Origin of the sequence: Microbulbifer echini (genome assembly GCF_041447225.1) — a bacterium.
GTDB lineage: Bacteria > Pseudomonadota > Gammaproteobacteria > Pseudomonadales > Cellvibrionaceae > Microbulbifer > Microbulbifer echini.
This window is the reverse complement of record NZ_JBGMEL010000008.1, coordinates 12904-31803: the sequence shown is the minus strand read 5'-3', so window position 1 is coordinate 31803 and position 18900 is coordinate 12904. Positions and strand designations below refer to the sequence as shown.

The following is an 18900-nucleotide window of genomic DNA, read 5'->3' as shown; positions in this document are numbered from 1 at the left end:
TGGAGTGACTTGTGGATGTTGTGAGGGGGCTTGGAATTATTTGGCAATGCCTCTGCGGGTCTTTTAGAGGTGTTACGGATTGATTTATAGGTGCCCCAGGTTTTTTGAGTGACCGGCGATAGCCCTGGGGCCGCTAGATCATGGTGGATAATCCTATAGATAGCGCTACCTTTTAGCGGCCTGACACATTTCACGGTGCCGTTCAATCTTGGGACTGGGGTTAAAAATGCTTCGACGAAAAGAATATCGACTTTTGAGCCTGATTCTTTGGCTTTGCTGTGCTGTGGGTTTAGCGGCTGCGGAACAGGAAAAAGGCCGCTATTTGGGCTCTTTTAACGATCCTGTTCGCTATTGCAGGGCAGTAGTCAATGCGGATAATCCGCAGGAGCCCTATATCGGCCCGGCCAAACCACAGATGGTGTTATCGGGTATTTACCAGGCGGCGGGTATTTCTGCGGCTGCCCCGAGGGATTGGGTTGCGGGGGGCACTTTCTGGCGTTGTATGGATGGCGCTGTCTATGCCTGCTTTGCCGGTGCCAACCTTCCTTGTGAAGAAAAAGCGGACACGGCTCGGGCGCCGAGCGAGGCGATCGCGGCTTACTGCAAGAGCAATCCGGCATCGGCAGCCATTCCGGCGGTAGTGACGGGGCGGGCGACCATATTTGCGTGGCATTGTAAAAATGCAGTACCTGAAATATCCCGGCAAGCTCTACAGGTGGATGCGCGGGGCTTTATTGCCGATTATTGGTATCGGTTGGATAGGCCAGGGTAAAATACAGCTCTTTTGCAGCATACCGAAAAGGCTCCCTGTCGTTTCTTGCTCGGCATCCATGCCGTAGAGAAATCAAAATACAGTACATTCTGCGCGCTGGTCTTTTTAATATCTACAGCATGCCAACCGTTTCCCATCGGCAAAGCCATCGCTAAGAAAGAGCGCTATTTATCCATCCCCGCAGTCTGTTCATTATCCCGCTTTTTTGCAATCTTATGCCCTTCATCCGATTGCCCGAGTTTCCAGTAGCTGGATATGTAAATGTGGTTCTTGGAAATTTCTTTCTCCTGCTTAAAGAATTTTCGCAGAGTACGCATGCTGCCGAACTCGCAAGCGGCCCAGATGGCGGGTTGACCTTTCATCCAGGGTAGGGTTTGAATCTTGGGGAGCAGAAGCGCGCCAGTGGGGGTGGGGTTGATTACCCAGTGCAGTTGCAGGTTTTCTGGATGTACCAAGTCCTGAATATCTGACTCACTTGCCACTTCTATAACGGCAAACCCACTGGCCGTGCTGGGCAGTTCAGCGAGGTTAACGCTGATGGCGGGCAGGGCAGTCATATCGCCGGCGAGTAGGAACCAGTCTGCCTGGTGATTAATAAGTTTCTTGGGGCCAGGTCCACCAATCAAGATCCGATCACCGGGCTGTGCGTTCACCGCCCAGTTTGAGGCTGGCCCTTGGTGATCGTGCAAAGCGAAATCGATATCGATTTCCGTCTCTCTTTGATGTCTGATGGTATAGCTTCTCATCAGCGGTCGTTCCCCTGCGCCCTGCGGGAAAACGAATTTGATGTAGGCACTTTCCTGGTTTGAGGGAAAGGACTCAAGTGTATTGCCCCCCAAAGTAATTCGTAACATGTGTTCTGAGACTTTTACACGGCGTACGACAGTCAATTCATATGTGCGTTTGTCAGCCATTGGATTGGGATCTCCTAGTCTTTGGCGGAATCTTCGGCCAAGTTTTGAATCATGACATTGGCGATATGGGTAAACACTTTGAGTTCCTGGTCACTGAGGTTATGGGTCATCTCGCCTGCAACTTCTGATTCCAGGGCGTTCACTTTTTCGAGGGTTCGCTGCCCTGCCACTGTGGGAATAAGAAACTGACTGCGCCGATCGTTCGGATTTTCAGCCTTCTCGATCAACCCGGACTGCGTCAGTTCGTTCAGTACCCGTGTAACTTGGGCCTTATCCTGGTTCATTCGCTGCGAAATTGAGCGGGCGGTACTCTGGGGGCACTTGCAGACCCCCTTAAGCACGCGAAGGTGATTAACCGGAAGGTCTATTCTCTGCGCTTGAGTGGCTGTGCGTAGCCGCCTTTTGTAGGCGTGAATCAGTTGATGTAAGGCTTCATTAACGGGATAGGCCACTATGAACTCATCGTTGCTTGGTTGACTTTGTCAACTTTATGTTTTTTGGTTGATAGAGTCAACTAGATTGATGCGGCTTTATCTCTTGGCTTGGGGGACTTTTTCTGGGTAATGCAATTTGGGATTGATTGGTGAGGGTTATTGCTAAGGGAGTGGAGGCTTTCGGGGAGGGGACCCTCCCCGAAAGTAACTGAGCGCGGAATTACCAGGTCAAGCTGATATCGGTTCCATCAAACTTGACGTCTGAGTCGTACACATATTTCAACGTGCCTTTCCAGAAAGAGCCGTGCCATTCCCAGTCGGCATCGTAGCTGACTTCATTGAGCACCTTTTGGCTAAAGGCTTCAAAGCTGCCGTAACGCGCTTCGCTTCCCATAATGACTACCCAGGTCTGCTCGTTCCAGTCGCAGGTGACAGTGTTGGAGTCGCCATTGCCGCAGGGATAACGCACGGCGATATACCCATCGTCTTCCTTGCCAAACTTCCAATTGCCGCTGCGTTTTTCCTCTTCAAAGCCTTCCGGCCATTGCAGGGCCACGTTGGAGCCGCCGGAGTGGAACAGTTCAATTTCCGGGTAGGGGTTGTACTGGATCACCGCGACATTGTTGACCTGCTTGATCTTGGGCAGATGATCGTTCTGCATGGTGCTATTGCCATCGCCAACCTTTGCCCAGACTGATTGGGTGCCGGTGGTGGCAATCCAGGGAGTCTGCTGGTAACCCTGGCGGCCACCCCAGTAATTTTGGATGGAATGCATCATCACACCGCCATCCTTGTATATGGAGAAGTTTGCGCTGGAGAGCACCGAGCTGCGACTGAACACGGCGCCAGCTTTGGCGGCGGCGGGGGCGGCGGCTTCAGAGAGCCCCAGGAATTGATCGAATGCTTTCAGGCCTTCATACCCTTCAAGCTGATATTTGCTGGCAAACCAGGCGGTGTCGGCGGCGACATCGGGATGGAAGTAGGCGCCCTGGCTCCAGTAGAAGGGGACGCGCTCTTCACGGGGGAAGTCGGCATAGAGGCTGTTTCTGGCATCGCCGAGAGAGTGGCCTACCGAGTAATTCATATTCAGGTCTTTACCGAAATACTCGAAGACTTCGTCGCTAATCTCCAGGCCGGAGGTGGCCAGCATTACCCCTGCGGGGCTTGGGGTTCTTACTGACTCTTTGCCCAGGCCCGTTAACAGGTAAATGATGCGGTTGATGTTGCCCCCGGAGCCATTCCTGCGGTAGCCGTCATTACTGCGGCCGGCGGCTGAGAAAAGAATGCCCTGGTCATTGGTAACCAGCAATATGTCTTGCAGCAGGCGCTGTGCAGCCCCTGTGGCCAGTTCGCGGATTTCTGCGTCCTCGGAAAAATCCACCAAGTTAAGTAACGCGGATAGGGTGTAGGGGTAATAGACCGGGGAGTAAAATTCATAGAAGCCATATTGATTTTTTACTTCCAGGTAGCGTTTTAAGCGCTTATAAGTTCTGTCATCCTCAAATACTCCGTATTTCTCCTGCAGGAGATATTGGGCAGAGGTGTACATAATCATATGGTTTTCTGAGGCGAAGACATGATCGCCAGTGCCACCTTCTTTGAACCAGAATTGGTATCCGTCCAGGGCGGCAAATAGTTCGTCTTTAATTTCCGGGCGGAAAAACAGGATGCGAATCAGCCGGGTAAGAGTGAAGTCTGAATTCTTCTTCCCGCCATTGCGCAGGACATCCAAGTTCTTGTTCAGTGCTTCCCAGTTAAGTTCATCGCCAGTGTACGCCTGTAGGACTACAGCGGTATCATTGGTGGAAGAAACCCCCTCCTCAATATATTGCAGTTGCCTATCTTGATACGCGCTTTCATCAAAAGACTGCGCATTTGCACTGGTCGAATGTATCGCCAATCCTAAAAAAATCGGGTATAGCATTCCTACTACAGGTACTTTCATCAGTACGTATTCCTATTTTGATTTTAATTTCTGGTGCCAAGCACCATAAATGTACCACTTGTGTATTACAGGAATTCATTGGATTAAATGATAGGTATTTTCTGTCGCGGCAGGTTGCCAATCCGATCAGTTGAGGGCTTGGTTCTCACTTTGAAAATGTTTTCTTACTTGGAGGTTATGTCGCTCAAAATATTTATATTTGAGCGCCTAATAGAGGCTTTTGCGCACTGCTAATTGGTACAAAATGGTATTCAAGATAAGTTTGTTTTGCGTTTTGAAAATCGAGATTTATTCATAAAAGCATGAGGTGCCATTTAGAGTCTCTGGTCTGGAGGCGGAAAGGATCAAAGGGGTGAGCCCTTTCATTTGCTGGTTCTATATAAGTCTATTTTCCTGTGCGGCTTATTCCGATCATCGTTGTATTTTGAAAAGTACGACTGTTCAGAGTTAATTTTTACGTAGGTGGGCTTGAATATTTGCTATTTTGGGGGGGGAGATGTAAGTGATGAATTCCGCTATTTGGCACCCAGAGATTAAAAATGAAAAAACTACTGATTTTCTTTGCCGCGGGCTGCTTGGGCGCTTTGGCAAATAGCTTAATGGTTTGGCTATTTGGGGTCCTTGGTATTACTGCTGCCCTTGGTGTTTCTATTGCTCCCGCCTTATCTGCTGAATGGCTCTACCCAAGGATTGTCTGGGGCGGCATTTGGGGACTGTTTTTCTTCCTTCCTTTTAAGTCATCAAATTTGCTGTTAAAAGGGGCCATCTTGAGTTTACTGCCTTCGGTTTTTCAGCTATTTGTCGTTTTCCCAATGATGACTGGCAGCGGGATAGCCGGGTTTGAATTAGGAATACTTACTCCAGTTTTTGTATTGTTCTTTAACTGGGTGTGGGGTGTTGTTGCGGCACTCGCGATAAAATCGGCCCGATAACGAAAACCATTTTTATAGTTGATTTTTCTCTTTCAGGGGCTTAGTCCAAAAGAATTCTTTTAGCGACGCCAAGGCCCCGGCTGGTGGTGGTTAAAGGGCCATCCAGCCAGTGATCGATAATTCGGTGGGCAAATTCACGTCTTTGTGGCCCACTACGGCCTTCAGTGAGTTCACCGAGAACCCAGTGATTGTGGGCGATCCAGGTATCTCGGGCGATTGGTCGAACCTGTTGGTCTGCTTCGCAAAATAAGGGCAGTGACGAGGTCAGATCGCTGGGTTCGCGCAAAATTTCTCTTGAAATACTCGGATTCCCGAGTGTGGTCCACCAGCGCCGGGCGCCCTCAGGGTCGTGACCAAATCTTTGCTTAAAGGACTTTGTGAAAGGGCTGAGAAATGGCCAGCTGCCGCCATTCAAAATACGCTCAACGATCTCTTTGGTGCTGGCTCGGTCGCCGAAGTTTTCCGGATCGTAAAGTACCCGGTCTTTTGCCGCGGCATGGATAGGGCTGGTGGCATCTGCGGTGACCGTTGTTTCTGCCGGTAGGGCCGCGGCGGCAATCGGCAGTAACGATGGAGCGCCCAGGCCCAGGCAGTGAAATCTTTGCAGGGTTGCGTTGCGATCACGATACCCCTCTGCGATACCTTTGAGCACTTGTGCCAGACGCACATAACGGCGCGGAACTGGCCGAGCAAGCTTAAATGAGGCCCGGCCACTCACGTAAAAGTCTGTCGCGTTGAGATCGCCACAAACGCCGGCCAGCCCCATGGCTGCCGATGATACACCGGCCTCTGCGGCGAGTTGCCCCGCATGGCGGGCGGTGTTGTAATCCATTGCACTCAGTACGGCATACGTTGTGAGCCCCTGGCATAAACGGTGCTCGGCTACCTTTTGCCAGAGTCTTAAACTGCGACGGTTACGCGCGGCGATGCGCTCCACGCTCCAGCCGGTGATCTCGCGTTCCAGGTCCAGGGCTACCAAACAGGTACTGGTGAAATCCTCCTGGGCGATCAGGTCAGTGGGGTTCATAGAGAGCTGGCGTTGAATCAGCTGGTTGGTGTCGATAGACTCCGAACGTTCGGTGCAATCGGTAAGCACCGATTCGGCCAGGGCGTCTGCTTGTTTGCGCAGGCTGAGTGGAACTTCACGACCGCGGGGAAGGTGGCCGAGCTGACGGCGCAGCAATTTGACCTCGAGGGTCACTGCTCGGGCGCTTTGTGAAAACTTTGCAATGACCGAGTCGATCAGCTGCTTTGTGCCGTTATCGGCAAAGAGTGGCAGGCCCCTGTTGCGCACCTCAACAGCCAGTTGCAGGTTGGGATTTGTTATGCGATGGGCGGATAGCAGGTAGCCATCAGCTGAGACAAGATGGCTGGCGAAAGCATCGAGGGTTTGACGACGTAAGTTGGCAATAAACCGCATTCAGTGAATTACCTGAGAGGCGCTCCTCCGTGGAGCGCATGTGAGCAAGACTTCCACTCATCAAGCAAGCCGTGCATGTCTTCCAGCTCCACTTCAAGTTCCAGCGCAACTTGTTCAAAAATATCCCATGCGGCAAAGACATCGGGGTGCGTTTCAATACACTCGGCCACCGCGTGATCCATGGGCTCAATAGGCATGTCCATTTCATCTTTTTGATGCAGGTTGGGAAGGCTGGGAATAGCGGTCTCCAGGCATTCAGCTCGCACAGCCTCTTTGGCAGCGTGCCACTCAGCCTTAGCCAGTTGTGCCATCGCGAGCAACACCTCCAGCTCTAACAGTTTGATTTCGACACTTTCCTGTTCCGATAAACAGCCGTCATCCGGTGGCATGGTGAATCTCCTGTTAGCGTATCAACGGGGTAAAGAGCAGCTCTGCGGCACCCTGGGCAGCCACGTCACTGCCGTCGGCACTTTGGGCGCCAAGAGACCAATAAAGATTTGCATTGCTTCGCCAGGGTTGGAACCAGCGATTTGCCAGCCGCATAAAAGCGACATCGAAGCTATTTTTACCGAGGTCGGCCAGTGCTAATGCGTCTACCTCCACGCCGGGCCTACCGCTCAGCAGGCTCGAGCTTTTCTTAAACGTACCGCTGAGTTTACAAAAAGCACCCTTGGTAACACCCGCGTGAGGCAGGTGAGAGAAGCGCACCACCGCATTCGCTTCGGCACCGCTGGAGGGGTCTTGCAGCTTGAGATGGCTTAATAGCATGCCACCTTCTTGGGGTGGAGAGGTGACCTCCTGTATAAAACCCCGAACCTCAACAAACTCCCCCTCAAAATCGTTGTTCAGCTTAGCAAGTTCCACATTCTTGCCATTGGGAAGGGGGGTGGTAAAGGATATGGAGGCGATGTTTTTCTGCAGATCCCTGATATCTTTTGGCGTGTCCAGGCCGCAAGCGCTGGCGGCAAGCCGGTAGCAGGCTGTGTGACAGGCAATGGCCTTGCGGGTTAGAAAATGAGCGTCGACCGCGATATCCCCGAGCCGCTCTGCCAAGCCGCCGCTATTTCTCTGTAAAAGCGCCTGAATGACAGTGTGCATCGCCGCCTGAGCCCCTGCGAGTGCCGGTAATCTTCTCTCGATTTCTCCGGCAAATAATAGTGAGGCGTTTGTGATGTTCTGTGGATCTCCAACCAAGAGCGCACTGTAAACCTGCTTTTGCCCCCCCTGCAGGAAACTGGAAAATGCATGCGTGACACTTTTCACTTCGCGGATGTCAGCCGCTGAAAATCCAGGTTTATGCTCCCCTGCCTTCAAGGCGTTATTAAACTGGGCATGCGCCAAGGCCAGCAGGCCCCGGCTAAGGCACATAATTACAGCATCGGTGTGGGTTGCCAGACCTGGATTTAAGGACTTATTTTTATTGGGAAGATAGGCGTCGAGTAGACCGATATTGTCCGTCTCACCATTTGCTAGCCTCTCCATGGATGCCTGGATATCCGCTCTTGTCTCGATGCCTGCCAATCTTGCCCGCAATCGTTCAACGGTACTTTCGGGGATTTCCGCGCCCACCATCTCTTCAGCCTTTGTCAATAGCCTGTCGAGTCGGCCGCTGGGATCGCTCTGTTGGAGACCCTCTTCAAAATTATTTGCAAATTGATCACGACGGTCGCTGATGGCAATACCGCGTAATACAAACAGAAATTCCAATCCCATCCGATGGTCGATCTGTTGCAGCATCGATGATTTGTCTCCGCGGCTTTGTAAGCCGCGAAACTCGGCATACCCCAACCCTAGGCATCGGCGTGCCTGCTGCTCTAGCTGGCTCCAGGAGAAGGTCAGGAGCGATTTTTGAATCGCCAGTGCTTCCCGAAATAATCTATGAAGGGCAGGGTTTTGAACCCTGTAAGCTGGCAGTAAATCGAACTGAGACCTTAATAGGGTTAAATAAGTCTCGCTGGGACGCACATTTGGCTGTGGCATCCAGGCCTCCTTGGGTCGTGGATTGGATCAGTTTTTCTCAGTTCAGGAAAGGATATAGTAGTAAATCATGGTGTTTCTGCTTTTTATTCTAATTGTTTGTTATTGTTTATCTTATTTGTGTGTTGTTTTAATTCAAGGTTGAACCATATCTTTTAAGCTATGTTTGTTCTATTTTGAGTTGAGCATTATCTGAATATGGTTTTTATAGTATTAATTCTCGTAATGAGAGACCTCTACTCACAAGTTTATTACAGCAAGTTGCCATTAAAGATAATAAATATAGAGACAATGGACAGTTATTATAAGGTCGATGTTTCCGGTAAGCATCTATAGAAAGGTGTTTTGGAATGACTGCCGTTATCATTAGAAGGGTATCGTAAGCTACACACATTTTTTTTGAGTTTTGTGGCGCTAGTCAGCTGGTAAGTTTATGCATTGCTTGTTTCAGGTGCTCCCTCAAAAAAGGATTAAGCATCAGGGTTTTTGCTTAATGGTCCTCGTTTCAAATTTGATCGTATTCATTGCAGCAGGGTGTTGGAGTTTAGGCGAGACTTATGGCGCAAAGTGTAACTAAAATGTGTCGCACTTTTGCCGAAATGTTGAGTATCTTGTAGTTCAGGGGAGTGTTGCAGGTTTTATTGGCGTTGAATGTTACAGTTGACATTGAAAGCTACAACATTTTCCGTGCGATCAAAAATTCATCTTGTGAAATAACTTATGGAATCAACTAGGGGGTCACTTTCAGCGTTACATTATTGGGGGCTGTTTGTTCTTTTACTTGCTGTGTTTCTAGTATGTAATGATTTTTCTGCTTTTTCCACGTCAATAGTTTCAGTTGAGGGATCTTTTTCAGTTGGTATTGCGGTAGGTCATTGGCTTGTCAATACCTATGTTCTTGTTTTTGGCGTATTAATAGTTACTAGCGGAAATCTTGCAGATATATATGGGCGGAAAAGAATATTTCTAATTGGTATTGCAGTCATCGCTGTTTTTTCTCTTTTGGGCGGTATGGCAGAAAAGGTGTGGTTGCTACTTTTGTCGCGTGCTTTTATAGGGGTTGGTGGTGCTTTAGCGTGGGCGTCCATTCTTGGAATGGCATATAGCTTAATGCCCAAAGAGCGTGCGGGGCAGACTGGGGGTTTGATTTTGGCCGTCACTGGATTAGCTAGTGCGTTTGGCCCAGTGATTGGTGGTGTATTTTCAGATTACTTAAGTTGGCGCTGGATTTTATTTTCCAATATACCTCTTTCAATCTTGATTATGATTATTTGCTGGAGTAAATACCCCTCAGATAATGTAAATAGGCCAAGTAAAGGTATAGATTATTTGGGGGTGCTCACTCTTTCTGTGGCGCTATTTTGTTTCTTGCTGGCAATGGATGAAATAGAGCAGATCGGATTTTGGAATAACATTATCGCCAGTCTTCTTGCCCTCTCATTCGTGTTTTTAAGCGCTTTTGTTTTGATTGAATTTTGGACTAAGGATAATGCGTTGATGCCAGTTAGGTTGCTGGTTAATCGCAGCTTTATGGCGTCAGCGCTAAGTATGCTTTTTGTTGCCGTTGCCTTCTTTTCAACCCTCTTCTATATCCCTCAGCTTTTTATAAAGGTACATGGATATACTAGCTTACAGGCGGGTTTTGCCTTGCTACCTTTGATGGCGGCATCTGGTGTTTTTGCGCTTATTTCTGGAGTCTTACATGAAAAATTGGGGGCGAAGATATTAATTTGTGGCGGAGCATTGGGAATGTGCGCAGGATTATTTATGCTTTCAGACTTGGAGGGGGAAGTTAATTATGTGGCTTATCTCCCTGGGTTATTGTTGGTCGGAACAAGTATTGGCGTTTATAGCCCAGCAATTATCACCGCGGCTATTACTGCGGTAACTCCAGGGGAGTCAAGTCGTACCGGATCAATTATTTATATGTTTAAGTATATAGGAGGTGCGCTGGGACTAGGTGTTAATGCTACAATTTTGGCCATATCCCCTGATATAGCTACTGGCATATTCCGAATTTTCAGTGTGGACGCTTTTCTTTGCTTGATTGGATTTTCTGTTTCAATACTTTTTATCAGCAATGATTCCGTGAGGAGCTTTAGGGTTTAGTTTTAAAGGCATAAATGAAAAGCCTGAAGCCAAGCTGTCAGATTCTAAATATCGATAACGCCAAGCCAGCTTAATTCTGAGCGCATACACTGTACTAATTTGTAAGTTTATGGGTTTTTCTAAATATAAAGTCAATCCATTTCTTTCATCGTCTCTTCAATTGCGTTCTGGAGAATATTGATCATACTGTCAATTTGCTGTTCATTGATGATAAGAGGGGGAGAGAGAATACATAGGCTTTCATAGGGCCTTACTAGTAAGCCTAATCTTTGGCAGTGGGTGTCAACTGCTTGTGCTATTGCGATATCTTCAAGTGTCGGAATCGGTGAATAGGCATTGCTTGCACGAAATTCAATACAGGCCATTAAATGATGTCCCCGAATATCGCCAACGATGGGGTATTTTTCTAATTCTTGTAGGCGTTCGATAAAATAAGGCCCAATCGACCGAACGTGTTCGCAAAGCGCCATTTTTTCCATGAGTTCGATGTTTTTTAAAGCTACGGCGCACGCAATTGGGTGGCCTGAATAAGTGTAGCCATTAGTAAAAACTGGATTTTTAAGGTGTGTTTCTTTTATTTCTCTCGCTAGATGTTCTGAGAGAATGATCGCACCCAAAGGAGCATAACCTGACGTTAAACCTTTTGCCGTAATGATGATGTCTGGATCAAGTCCAAAATGTATGTTCGATGAAAAGAAATGGCCCAGCCTTCCAAATCCTGTTACCACTTCATCACTGACAAACAAAATATTATGTCTTTTCATTAACTCTTGTGCACGTTGATGGTATCCATTAGGCGGCACAATAACACCGCCAGAAGCAAGTATTGGCTCAGCGATAAAACAGGCGATATTGTCTGCCCCCAGTTGCTGTATGGCTTCTTCCATCTCATTCAATAGGTAATTGCAAAAATTCTCCTCAGCAATGTGTGGTGGCCGTCGATAGCTATGAGGGGAGCTAAGGTGATGTACGAGAGTATCCATATATTGGAAGCAGGTTCGATCCCATGCTTTCCCAGATAAGGAGGCCCCAAGATATGTACTGCCATGATACGCATCTTTGCGAGATAGAATAATTTTCTTTGACTCTTTCCCCGTCGCATTGAAATAGTAATGACAAAAGCGAATGGCTGAATCTACAGCGGTGGAGCCTGAGTTAGTGTAATGGACAATATTCAAATCCCCTGGGGCCAAGGCAGCAAGCTTTTTTGCAAGTTGCACCGCTGGGATATTGCTCATGCTACCAAAAGGGGTGTAATAAGGCATGCGGACAGCTTGCTCCTGCATGGTCAGAGCTAGATCTTCATTACCGTAGCCCAGAGTCATGCACCACATACCACCAATGGCATCTAAGTATTGATTGCGATCACTATCAGTGACATAAACACCGTTAGCACTTTCAATAATCATAGGTTCGTCATTGGTGTTTTCTGATAAGCTTCCCCAGGGGTGCAATAAATACGCTTGATCATTTCTTTTTAATTCTTTACTTTCATTGGAAATGTCGAATACTTCATTCATGATAAGAATTTTCCTTATGGCATTTCAGTTATTAAGGAATTACAATTTCATTAAATTCTCCGCGCATGCAATGGTTTGAGCTCATCGCTGATGCATAGGCGCCGGCGTTGATCAATACAAGAGTGTCTCCAGTATTCATTTCTGGGATGTCAATGTCTTTCGCCCAGATATCAACTGATTCGTTGATATTTCCAGCAATAGTGACCTTAATTTTTTTATTCCCTTTTATAACGCATGGGGTCGGTTCGCAGGGCATTTGATAAAATCCTGGCTCTATAGCCAAATTAAAGCCGCCATTGACACCCAGAAAAAATTTGTCACGTCTTGGTTCTAGATACACAGTTTGTAGTAGTAAAACGCCTGCATCTTTTAGAAGATAATCGCCAGGTTCAATTGCAATTCTAATATTTTTACCTTTGAAGTGGCGATGAATTATCTTTTTCCAATTACTTAAGTCTAGTGGTGCGTCATTAGAGGTATGAGGTACGCCCAAGCCTCCACCAAGATTGACTTCATTAATATTCCCAAGACGGTCGATAAATTCCAGGCTCGCAGCAAGTATCTCATCCCATACCGGCAGCTGCTGGTTCAGGTATCCGCACCCTGTATGAAAGTGTACACGGGATATTTTAAGGTCATAGAATCTGGCAATCGCCATAGCTTCATCGAGCTGTTCTTGATAGATGCCAAACTTAGTTACTTCAGTACCGCTGTATCGTAGAAGGGTATTATCATTATATCCTAGGCCTAGTGCTGGATTAATACGAATGCCGACTTTTTTTCCTTTGCCATACGCACCATAGTTTTTGAGAGCAGCCAAAGAATCCAAGTTAATTTTTATCCCTTGCTGGCGATATAAAAAATTCCAATCATCCATGGAAACTGAAGTACCAGTAAATGAGATTTTTTCAGCACTAAAACCACAAGACATGGCCCGCAAGACTTCTTTTGGTGAGCAAGCATCGATGCCGATATCTCCATTGGCGGCTAAATGTGTTAGGATTGACGGGTTCCGATTGGCCTTCATCGCGTAGTAGATATCAAATTCCAGGCCAGTTTGGCTAAGAGCCACCCGCAAGCGTTTGATATTCTCTCGAATACGTTGGGTTGAATAGACAAATGTCGGTGTTCCGACCTGTTTAGCAATCTGTTCGAGTGATTGACCGGCTAAGTACAATCTTCGATTGATATACTTTAAGTCTTCACGTTGCCACCAAGGATGTGCCAACATTAGGTTAGTAGTGGGCTGGGGTATGCTATTCATATTTTATCATTATATGTTTTGCGATACTGTATTCATCGAGGCTATAGGATGACAAATCTTTACCGTAACCTGACTGATTTAATCCACCATGGGGCATCTCATTACAAAAAGTCAGATGCGTATTAATCCATGTGCAGCCGAAACGCATTTGGTTAGCGCCAGCTATGGCTTTACGTATATCATTTGTCCATATTGATGAAGCTAATCCATATCGGCAATCGTTGGCAAGGGTTAGGGCATCCTCAAAACTTGAGAAAGGCATGACTGTAACTACCGGGCCAAATATTTCTTCTTGAACTACAGCATCGGATTGGCGACATCCTAATATCAGGGTTGGTGCATAATAGAAACCTTTGTCATTCAGGAAGTGACCGCCTAGAGCGATTTTTCCAGAATTAGATTGTCGACAATTCTCAATAAATGCATGCACATTCTGTCGCTGATGAGCACTGATTAAGGGGCCAACTTCAGTAGTGGGATCTAGTGGGTCACCGACCTTTAATGATTTTACAGCATCGATTAATTTGGTAGTAAAGGTCTCAAAACTACCCGATTGCACATAAACGCGGCAGGCCGCTGTGCAATCCTGCCCAGTGTTGTAGAATCCGGAAAACTTCACTGCCTCTACCGCCTGATCAATATCGGCATCATCAAATACTATTACTGGTGCTTTGCCACCTAGCTCAAGATGAGTGGCTTTAACATTACTGGCTGCCAGCCTTAATACCTCACGTCCTGTTGAAAATGAGCCTGTCACTGAGACATGCTGGACCATATCGGATGCTGCGAGTAAACTGCCTACTATGCTCCCCTCACCATAAACTAGGTTGATGACACCAGCTGGGAAAATTTCAGAAAATGCATCCGTTAAGTATTGGATACTTAGTGGTGTTAATTCCGAAGGTTTGAAAATTACTGTATTGCCTGCAGCCAGCGCTGGTGCTAATTTCCAGGCAGCCATCATAAGTGGATAATTCCAGGGGGCAATTAGTGCAACAACACCCAATGGCTCTCGCCGAATTAGGCTCGTATGCCCTTTGATGTAATCCCCTGATGATACATCCATTGTATTGCGACAAATTCCTGAAAAATATCGAAAGCAATCAACAATGGAAGGTATTTCCTCTTTCAAAACCAATTTAATTGGTTTGCCGGTATTGCGGCTTTCAATGCCCGCAAGTTCACGAGAGTGTTGATCAATGTAAGTTGCTAATTTACTAAGCGCGTTAGCGCGCTCTATGGGGGTTGTTAGGCGCCATTTAGTAAAGGCTAGATTAGCGCGCTTAATTGCAGTGTTGACCTCGGATGGATCAGATATTGCCACCCGCCCAATAACTTCCTCAGTTGCTGGGTTAGTTATTGATAGGAAGCGTTGGTTTTTTTTTATTGAAGTCTCATGTTGAATGTTATCAACAGCCATTATTTGTATCCATTTTAGGTGGCTTTAGTTTGGTTTCCCTCGAATTACTGCTACTGAATGGTAAATAGGGCCATATTTAATTGATTTCTCCGCTTCATGTGCGCTAATCGGTGTGCGGGCGTGAGGGTTATTGTAGAACTCACAATTTAATCCCTGCTTTTCCGCTTCAACAAAAAAATCTAATCCAGTTGTCATGCATTGCTTTACTCTTGCTTGGTAAAGCAGGTTTGGCATATAGCCGCTATCAATAAATAACTGTAACAAGGGTGTTACGCCGAAGCGACAATTAAGATTTAATATCACCTCAGCTTTAGGTGATTTCTTCTTGGCAAGTTTCAATAAGGAATAATTTAGATCTAGTCCTAGTTTATGGTAAGGAGATTTTTTGAGAGAGTGTTTTCGATAAAAATGCGCATTAAAGTCAGGTGGTTGCTTGTCTATTTTATCGTTAAAAACCTGAGGGATGCATGCAATAATGTAATCTAAAGAGTGGTTTTCATTGTCGGATAGTTTTGTTTCAATAAGATCGATGTCGCCATGTATCGGTTTGCAAATTGGTAGTTTTTCTGAGTGCGTAAAGCTTAAGTTCTTATAGGCGCGGTGCGTTAATCGAGCGTCGATATCGCTGAAATAGATAGAGTGTGGGTGAAAGTTGTCGAGCAAAAAAAATAAATTAGTCCCTATGCCAACTCCCACTTCATAAATGCACTTATCATTAAAATCAATTTGCTTTAGCCCCTTCTGAAACACCTCCACCCAATCATCTTTTGGGTTGAATGCAAAGTCTGGAATGTCATCAAATGAAGCCTTCTTTGCAAGTTCTGTCTGCTTTTTCTTGGGTATATCGATATGATTCACTGGTAATCCATGGTTGAAATACAGCTTAATGTAATATTGATTTTTATTTTGCGAATGCATAATTATTTTATGCGTCGATTTCAACGAGCAGAATCGAATGCTAATAGACTTAAAGTAGATTTCCATATATGGGATGTCAAGTGGTGCCTGGGTGTTACTGGCCGACAAGGGTGAGTATGCAAAAGTATTGCATGATTAACTGAGTTTCCCTAAATAGATATTTCTGCTGAAAAATTTAGAGAGAGTCGAAAATGCAGTGAACATAGATCGTTTCTTATGTTTACTTTCGAAGGGTGTGATTAGGTGGATTGGGAGGGGAAGATCATTATAAGGCTTGGATCATCTCTGAAGTGCATTGCTGACTAGGTAGGAAAAGGTGAAGCTGTGTCATAAAGATATGGCTAAGTCAATCAAAATGACGTCAGTAATGATTGGTCTCATTGAGTTCAGTATGCTTAGAGTGGAGCCCGGAGCTGGTCTCTAGTTGGTTACTTGAGGGTCGAGAGCAACTGATTATTCACGAGAATATTTATCTCCATACTTAGGCGAATATGCTGGTTAGTGGAGTCCTTTATAGGCACCTACACCTGAAGGACAAGAAATACAGCGAGCGTCCCAATAGTAAATCGACACGAGTAAATAATGAATTGAGTGATTAATGATGATCGCCCTAGGCTTATTGAGGATAAGCCACCGATAGGTGTTTCGGCGATTGATACCATGATAGGCGGGGTCTAAAGTCACGTCTTGAACACCATTATTGAGCGGGTAATGTACTTCACAATATCCGCACAGGTTTAATAGTCTAAGTCCAGCAGGTGCTACTCTACCCACTAAAGTATTGTGTTTATGCTATTACAGTTTGCAATGAAAAATAATTTTCGGATCATGAAATAAAAAATGTGAACTCTTTGTAAATATCTATTTTACATACTTTTACAACTCGCTGGGATTGAGGGTTGAATGAAAATACTAACGGCTTGCTATGTCTATGCTTTTTGCAAGGTATAGAATTAAAGAAAGTGACATAAACTGAGATAAGAGAGGCAGTAATAAGGCTAAGCTCCCGGTTAAAAGAAGGGTTAGTATACAAAACACCAAATCAGTTAATGAACGATCATAGGGTTGTGTTTGCTGATTAGGGCATGATGTGCTTTAAAGCTGAGTCCAAGATTGTATTCATGTACTTTTGAGGAAAATTTTGACCTCTCTAGAAACTTAATACCAGTTGTCATTTCGACTCCGTACTCCCAATATTGAACTCTACCGTACCATGCATTCACTCGTCATCTGTGGAGTGGATATACATTATTTCCAATTAGGTGGTGTATCGTTTTTTATACGCTCAGTATCCTTCGCTCATTTATTAAGGAATCAGTAAATACATGGTAGATATCGGTAATCAAGTGAAAGTGAGACCTCCAGCCCGCCTAAATCCATAGGACTTATCCCGATAATCTTGAGGCGTTAAAACCATCTGGCGGTAAGGGGCTGAAGGTACAGCTTACTGATATTGATCAAGGCAACCGCTTAATTTATTGTTATATTAATACGGGCTAAATGGTCACATATCGAATAAATTTCCAATAAGGAGTCTATGCTATGGCCGTTCAATTAGGGGGTGGTTACGCAGCTTATCGTTTCAGACCTGAGTGTACTTGGGTGACAGACAACAACGCGGGAGAGTTACGATCTGATGGGTACGGTTCCTGTGTAGGACTAGTGCTCTACAGCGGTGCACCGAGAAGAATAGGTGTAGTCGCTCACTTCTCGGGCTCAATGCAAGCTCCTCAAGTAAGAGCTGATGCCCTTGAGATAATGGCAGCGGTCTGTCCTCTTGCGCCCGGAAGAAAATGGAGAGGTTGGGTATTTGGTGGCGTGTCCCTGAATGGTAATTCTTCTTTTCAAACCATGAGCGGTAACGGCTCAAGCCTGCGACATACTCAAGCCTTGATTGATGAAGTGCGTAGCGTATTAAATTTTAATCGAATGTTTGATGTCAATTTTAATATCTCCCATCTCGAAAAGTTTACATTCACCAGTCAGGGTGTTTTTAACGAGATGAGCCTACGCCAAGGCGATAATTACATTGGGCATCAAGGCGTTAAGCTTGATCTGGCTAGTGGGAAAGTCACCTGGGATGATCTCAGTCACGGCACAGGCAAGTCTAAAACAAAAGAAATGGTTAATTCCATGTTCTAAAATCGAGAATATGACCTGACCGTGACTACTCCTACAAGTCAGGCCTGATCTTATCTTCTGTCATTCAGGGGCAAACTAAAAAGCACCATATAATTTTATGGAGATGAAAGGAGATGGGTCATAATCATTTGGAGTATTTAAAATTTGTGTCGGCTCTAGTGTTGCCTATTTGATCGCTTTTATGGCTGTTTAGCTCAAGCTAAGCCCGAAATAATTCGAAATTTAAGAGGATATTCTCCGAATTTTTACCTCACGTCTCTGGGTAGAGTTACGAATGCCTATTTCGCGCCAGAATCCGGTCGAGCTGGGTAGATTAATCGTGTACTGAAGTGTGATTTAGCGTTTTCTTGCACCATTCTTTTTTCCATGAATAAACCCTTTAGATGTTGAAAAAAATAATTGAATCATCCTTCATAACTGAGTGGTCTTTCGATGCCCATATATACGATAAACTCTCGCAGGACTCAATTGGTTGCGATGAATTGACTTTAATTATTCGAAGGCCTTTTGGAGACTATTCTTCGTCATTATGATACCTGAGTGAACATAACCAAGAACCATTGCTTCATAAGGGCATACGACAATACTAATGACTTAGAAATAAACAACGATCCTCTGTCAAGATTTTGATTTCTGAGAGCCGTCGCTGCTTATTCGATAGTTCACAAGAGTTTAATAACCGGCTGTCAATACGATAGCCTGTTGTATTTTTTTGTTATAGGATAAAGGGGGATCATTTGAAGATGGAGTTATAATCAATAGCAACTATTTAATGTTTCCGATATTAATAACAGCTTAGGTTGTTATAGTAAGATGGTAGTCAAAAATACTAACCTCATCATGATCTTTGATGTGATTGCTGCCTAATGTTTGCGTTTAGGTAATGCAGATGCGCATAGGTGGGTAGTCGATTTTTTATATATTGAATCGGACCTGTATTGCTCTTCCCGCTTAAAGATTTCTTTGGGTTATTAGGGTTGCTGGTGAAAAATAATTTGCGAACCATGAAAATAATAGTGCAGTGCTTTCTCGGAACATCTAAGTTTCTCATCCTTATAGCCCCTGGGGGGTGAGGGCTAAAAGAAAATATTAATGGTTTTCTATGCCAGCTTTATAGCTGAGGTGAGGATGGC

General features: G+C 45.6%; 14 protein-coding genes. 4 read left to right on the top strand and 10 right to left on the bottom strand.

What is annotated here, in order from left to right; genetic code table 11:
- Nucleotides 1–226: 226 nt before the first annotated feature.
- Nucleotides 227–772, top strand: a complete 546-nt coding sequence (locus ACCI51_RS09505) for a hypothetical protein (protein WP_371843402.1) — start codon at nt 227–229, stop codon at nt 770–772.
- Between the two features lie 164 nt (nt 773–936).
- On the opposite strand, the gene ACCI51_RS09500 is transcribed toward ACCI51_RS09505, so the two are convergent.
- From ACCI51_RS09500 to ACCI51_RS09490, 3 genes are all read right to left on the bottom strand, one after another.
- Complete coding sequence (locus tag ACCI51_RS09500) at nt 937–1686, bottom strand: siderophore-interacting protein (protein WP_371843401.1); 750 nt, start codon at nt 1684–1686, stop codon at nt 937–939.
- A 14-nt stretch (nt 1687–1700) separates the two neighbouring features.
- Nucleotides 1701–2138: a MarR family winged helix-turn-helix transcriptional regulator gene (locus ACCI51_RS09495; RefSeq protein ID WP_371843400.1), complete on the bottom strand. Its 438-nt coding sequence runs from the start codon at nt 2136–2138 to the stop codon at nt 1701–1703.
- Nucleotides 2139–2340: 202 nt separating this feature from the next.
- Nucleotides 2341–4065 (bottom strand): hypothetical protein, encoded by a 1725-nt coding sequence (locus ACCI51_RS09490; protein ID WP_371843399.1) that lies wholly within the window; start codon nt 4063–4065, stop codon nt 2341–2343.
- Between the two features lie 539 nt (nt 4066–4604).
- Here ACCI51_RS09490 and ACCI51_RS09485 point away from each other — a divergent pair.
- A complete protein-coding gene (locus ACCI51_RS09485; RefSeq protein WP_371843398.1) occupies nt 4605–4997 on the top strand; it encodes a hypothetical protein in 393 nt (130 codons plus the stop codon).
- 40 nt (nt 4998–5037) lie between these two features.
- On the opposite strand, the gene ACCI51_RS09480 is transcribed toward ACCI51_RS09485, so the two are convergent.
- The 3 genes from ACCI51_RS09480 to ACCI51_RS09470 are packed head-to-tail and all read right to left on the bottom strand — an operon-like array spanning nt 5038 to nt 8397.
- Complete coding sequence (locus ACCI51_RS09480) at nt 5038–6417, bottom strand: hypothetical protein (protein ID WP_371843397.1); 1380 nt, start codon at nt 6415–6417, stop codon at nt 5038–5040.
- Nucleotides 6418–6425: 8 nt separating this feature from the next.
- Nucleotides 6426–6806: a hypothetical protein gene (locus ACCI51_RS09475; protein WP_299587861.1), complete on the bottom strand. Its 381-nt coding sequence runs from the start codon at nt 6804–6806 to the stop codon at nt 6426–6428.
- Nucleotides 6807–6819: 13 nt separating this feature from the next.
- The gene (locus ACCI51_RS09470; protein WP_371843396.1) at nt 6820–8397 is read right to left on the bottom strand and encodes a hypothetical protein; all 1578 of its coding nucleotides are present in this window, start codon (nt 8395–8397) and stop codon (nt 6820–6822) included.
- Nucleotides 8398–9114: 717 nt separating this feature from the next.
- On the opposite strand from ACCI51_RS09470, the gene ACCI51_RS09465 reads away from it, so the two are divergent.
- Nucleotides 9115–10503 carry an MFS transporter gene (locus tag ACCI51_RS09465; protein WP_299587856.1) on the top strand — a complete coding sequence of 463 codons (1389 nt, stop codon included), beginning with the start codon at nt 9115–9117 and terminating at the stop codon, nt 10501–10503.
- Nucleotides 10504–10634: 131 nt separating this feature from the next.
- Here the strand turns inward: ACCI51_RS09465 and ACCI51_RS09460 are convergent, their stop codons facing one another.
- The 4 genes from ACCI51_RS09460 to ACCI51_RS09445 are packed head-to-tail and all read right to left on the bottom strand — an operon-like array spanning nt 10635 to nt 15565.
- Complete coding sequence (locus ACCI51_RS09460) at nt 10635–12023, bottom strand: aminotransferase (RefSeq protein WP_371843395.1); 1389 nt, start codon at nt 12021–12023, stop codon at nt 10635–10637.
- Nucleotides 12024–12054: 31 nt separating this feature from the next.
- Nucleotides 12055–13287, bottom strand: coding sequence for a diaminopimelate decarboxylase (locus tag ACCI51_RS09455; RefSeq protein WP_371843394.1), 1233 nt, complete (start codon nt 13285–13287; stop codon nt 12055–12057).
- Nucleotides 13280–14707, bottom strand: coding sequence for an aminobutyraldehyde dehydrogenase (locus tag ACCI51_RS09450; RefSeq protein ID WP_371843393.1), 1428 nt, complete (start codon nt 14705–14707; stop codon nt 13280–13282). The genes ACCI51_RS09455 and ACCI51_RS09450 overlap by 8 nt, the downstream gene beginning before the upstream one ends.
- Nucleotides 14708–14731: 24 nt before the next feature.
- Entirely contained in the window at nt 14732–15565 is an 834-nt protein-coding gene (locus ACCI51_RS09445; protein ID WP_371843392.1) for a hypothetical protein, read from the bottom strand.
- A 1602-nt stretch (nt 15566–17167) separates the two neighbouring features.
- On the opposite strand from ACCI51_RS09445, the gene ACCI51_RS09440 reads away from it, so the two are divergent.
- Entirely contained in the window at nt 17168–17767 is a 600-nt protein-coding gene (locus ACCI51_RS09440) for a hypothetical protein (RefSeq protein ID WP_371843391.1), read from the top strand.
- The last annotated feature ends 1133 nt before the right edge of the window (nt 17768–18900 follow it).

Coding starts and splice junctions, on each gene's coding strand:
- ACCI51_RS09505 (WP_371843402.1), top strand. CDS start 227: ATGCTTCGACGAAAAGAATATCGACTTTTGAGCCTGATTCTTTGGCTT.
- ACCI51_RS09500 (WP_371843401.1), bottom strand. CDS start 1,686: ATGGCTGACAAACGCACATATGAATTGACTGTCGTACGCCGTGTAAAA.
- ACCI51_RS09490 (WP_371843399.1), bottom strand. CDS start 4,065: ATGAAAGTACCTGTAGTAGGAATGCTATACCCGATTTTTTTAGGATTG.
- ACCI51_RS09485 (WP_371843398.1), top strand. CDS start 4,605: ATGAAAAAACTACTGATTTTCTTTGCCGCGGGCTGCTTGGGCGCTTTG.
- ACCI51_RS09480 (WP_371843397.1), bottom strand. CDS start 6,417: ATGCGGTTTATTGCCAACTTACGTCGTCAAACCCTCGATGCTTTCGCC.
- ACCI51_RS09475 (WP_299587861.1), bottom strand. CDS start 6,806: ATGCCACCGGATGACGGCTGTTTATCGGAACAGGAAAGTGTCGAAATC.
- ACCI51_RS09470 (WP_371843396.1), bottom strand. CDS start 8,397: ATGCCACAGCCAAATGTGCGTCCCAGCGAGACTTATTTAACCCTATTA.
- ACCI51_RS09465 (WP_299587856.1), top strand. CDS start 9,115: ATGGAATCAACTAGGGGGTCACTTTCAGCGTTACATTATTGGGGGCTG.
- ACCI51_RS09460 (WP_371843395.1), bottom strand. CDS start 12,023: ATGAATGAAGTATTCGACATTTCCAATGAAAGTAAAGAATTAAAAAGA.
- ACCI51_RS09455 (WP_371843394.1), bottom strand. CDS start 13,287: ATGAATAGCATACCCCAGCCCACTACTAACCTAATGTTGGCACATCCT.
- ACCI51_RS09450 (WP_371843393.1), bottom strand. CDS start 14,707: ATGGCTGTTGATAACATTCAACATGAGACTTCAATAAAAAAAAACCAA.
- ACCI51_RS09440 (WP_371843391.1), top strand. CDS start 17,168: ATGGCCGTTCAATTAGGGGGTGGTTACGCAGCTTATCGTTTCAGACCT.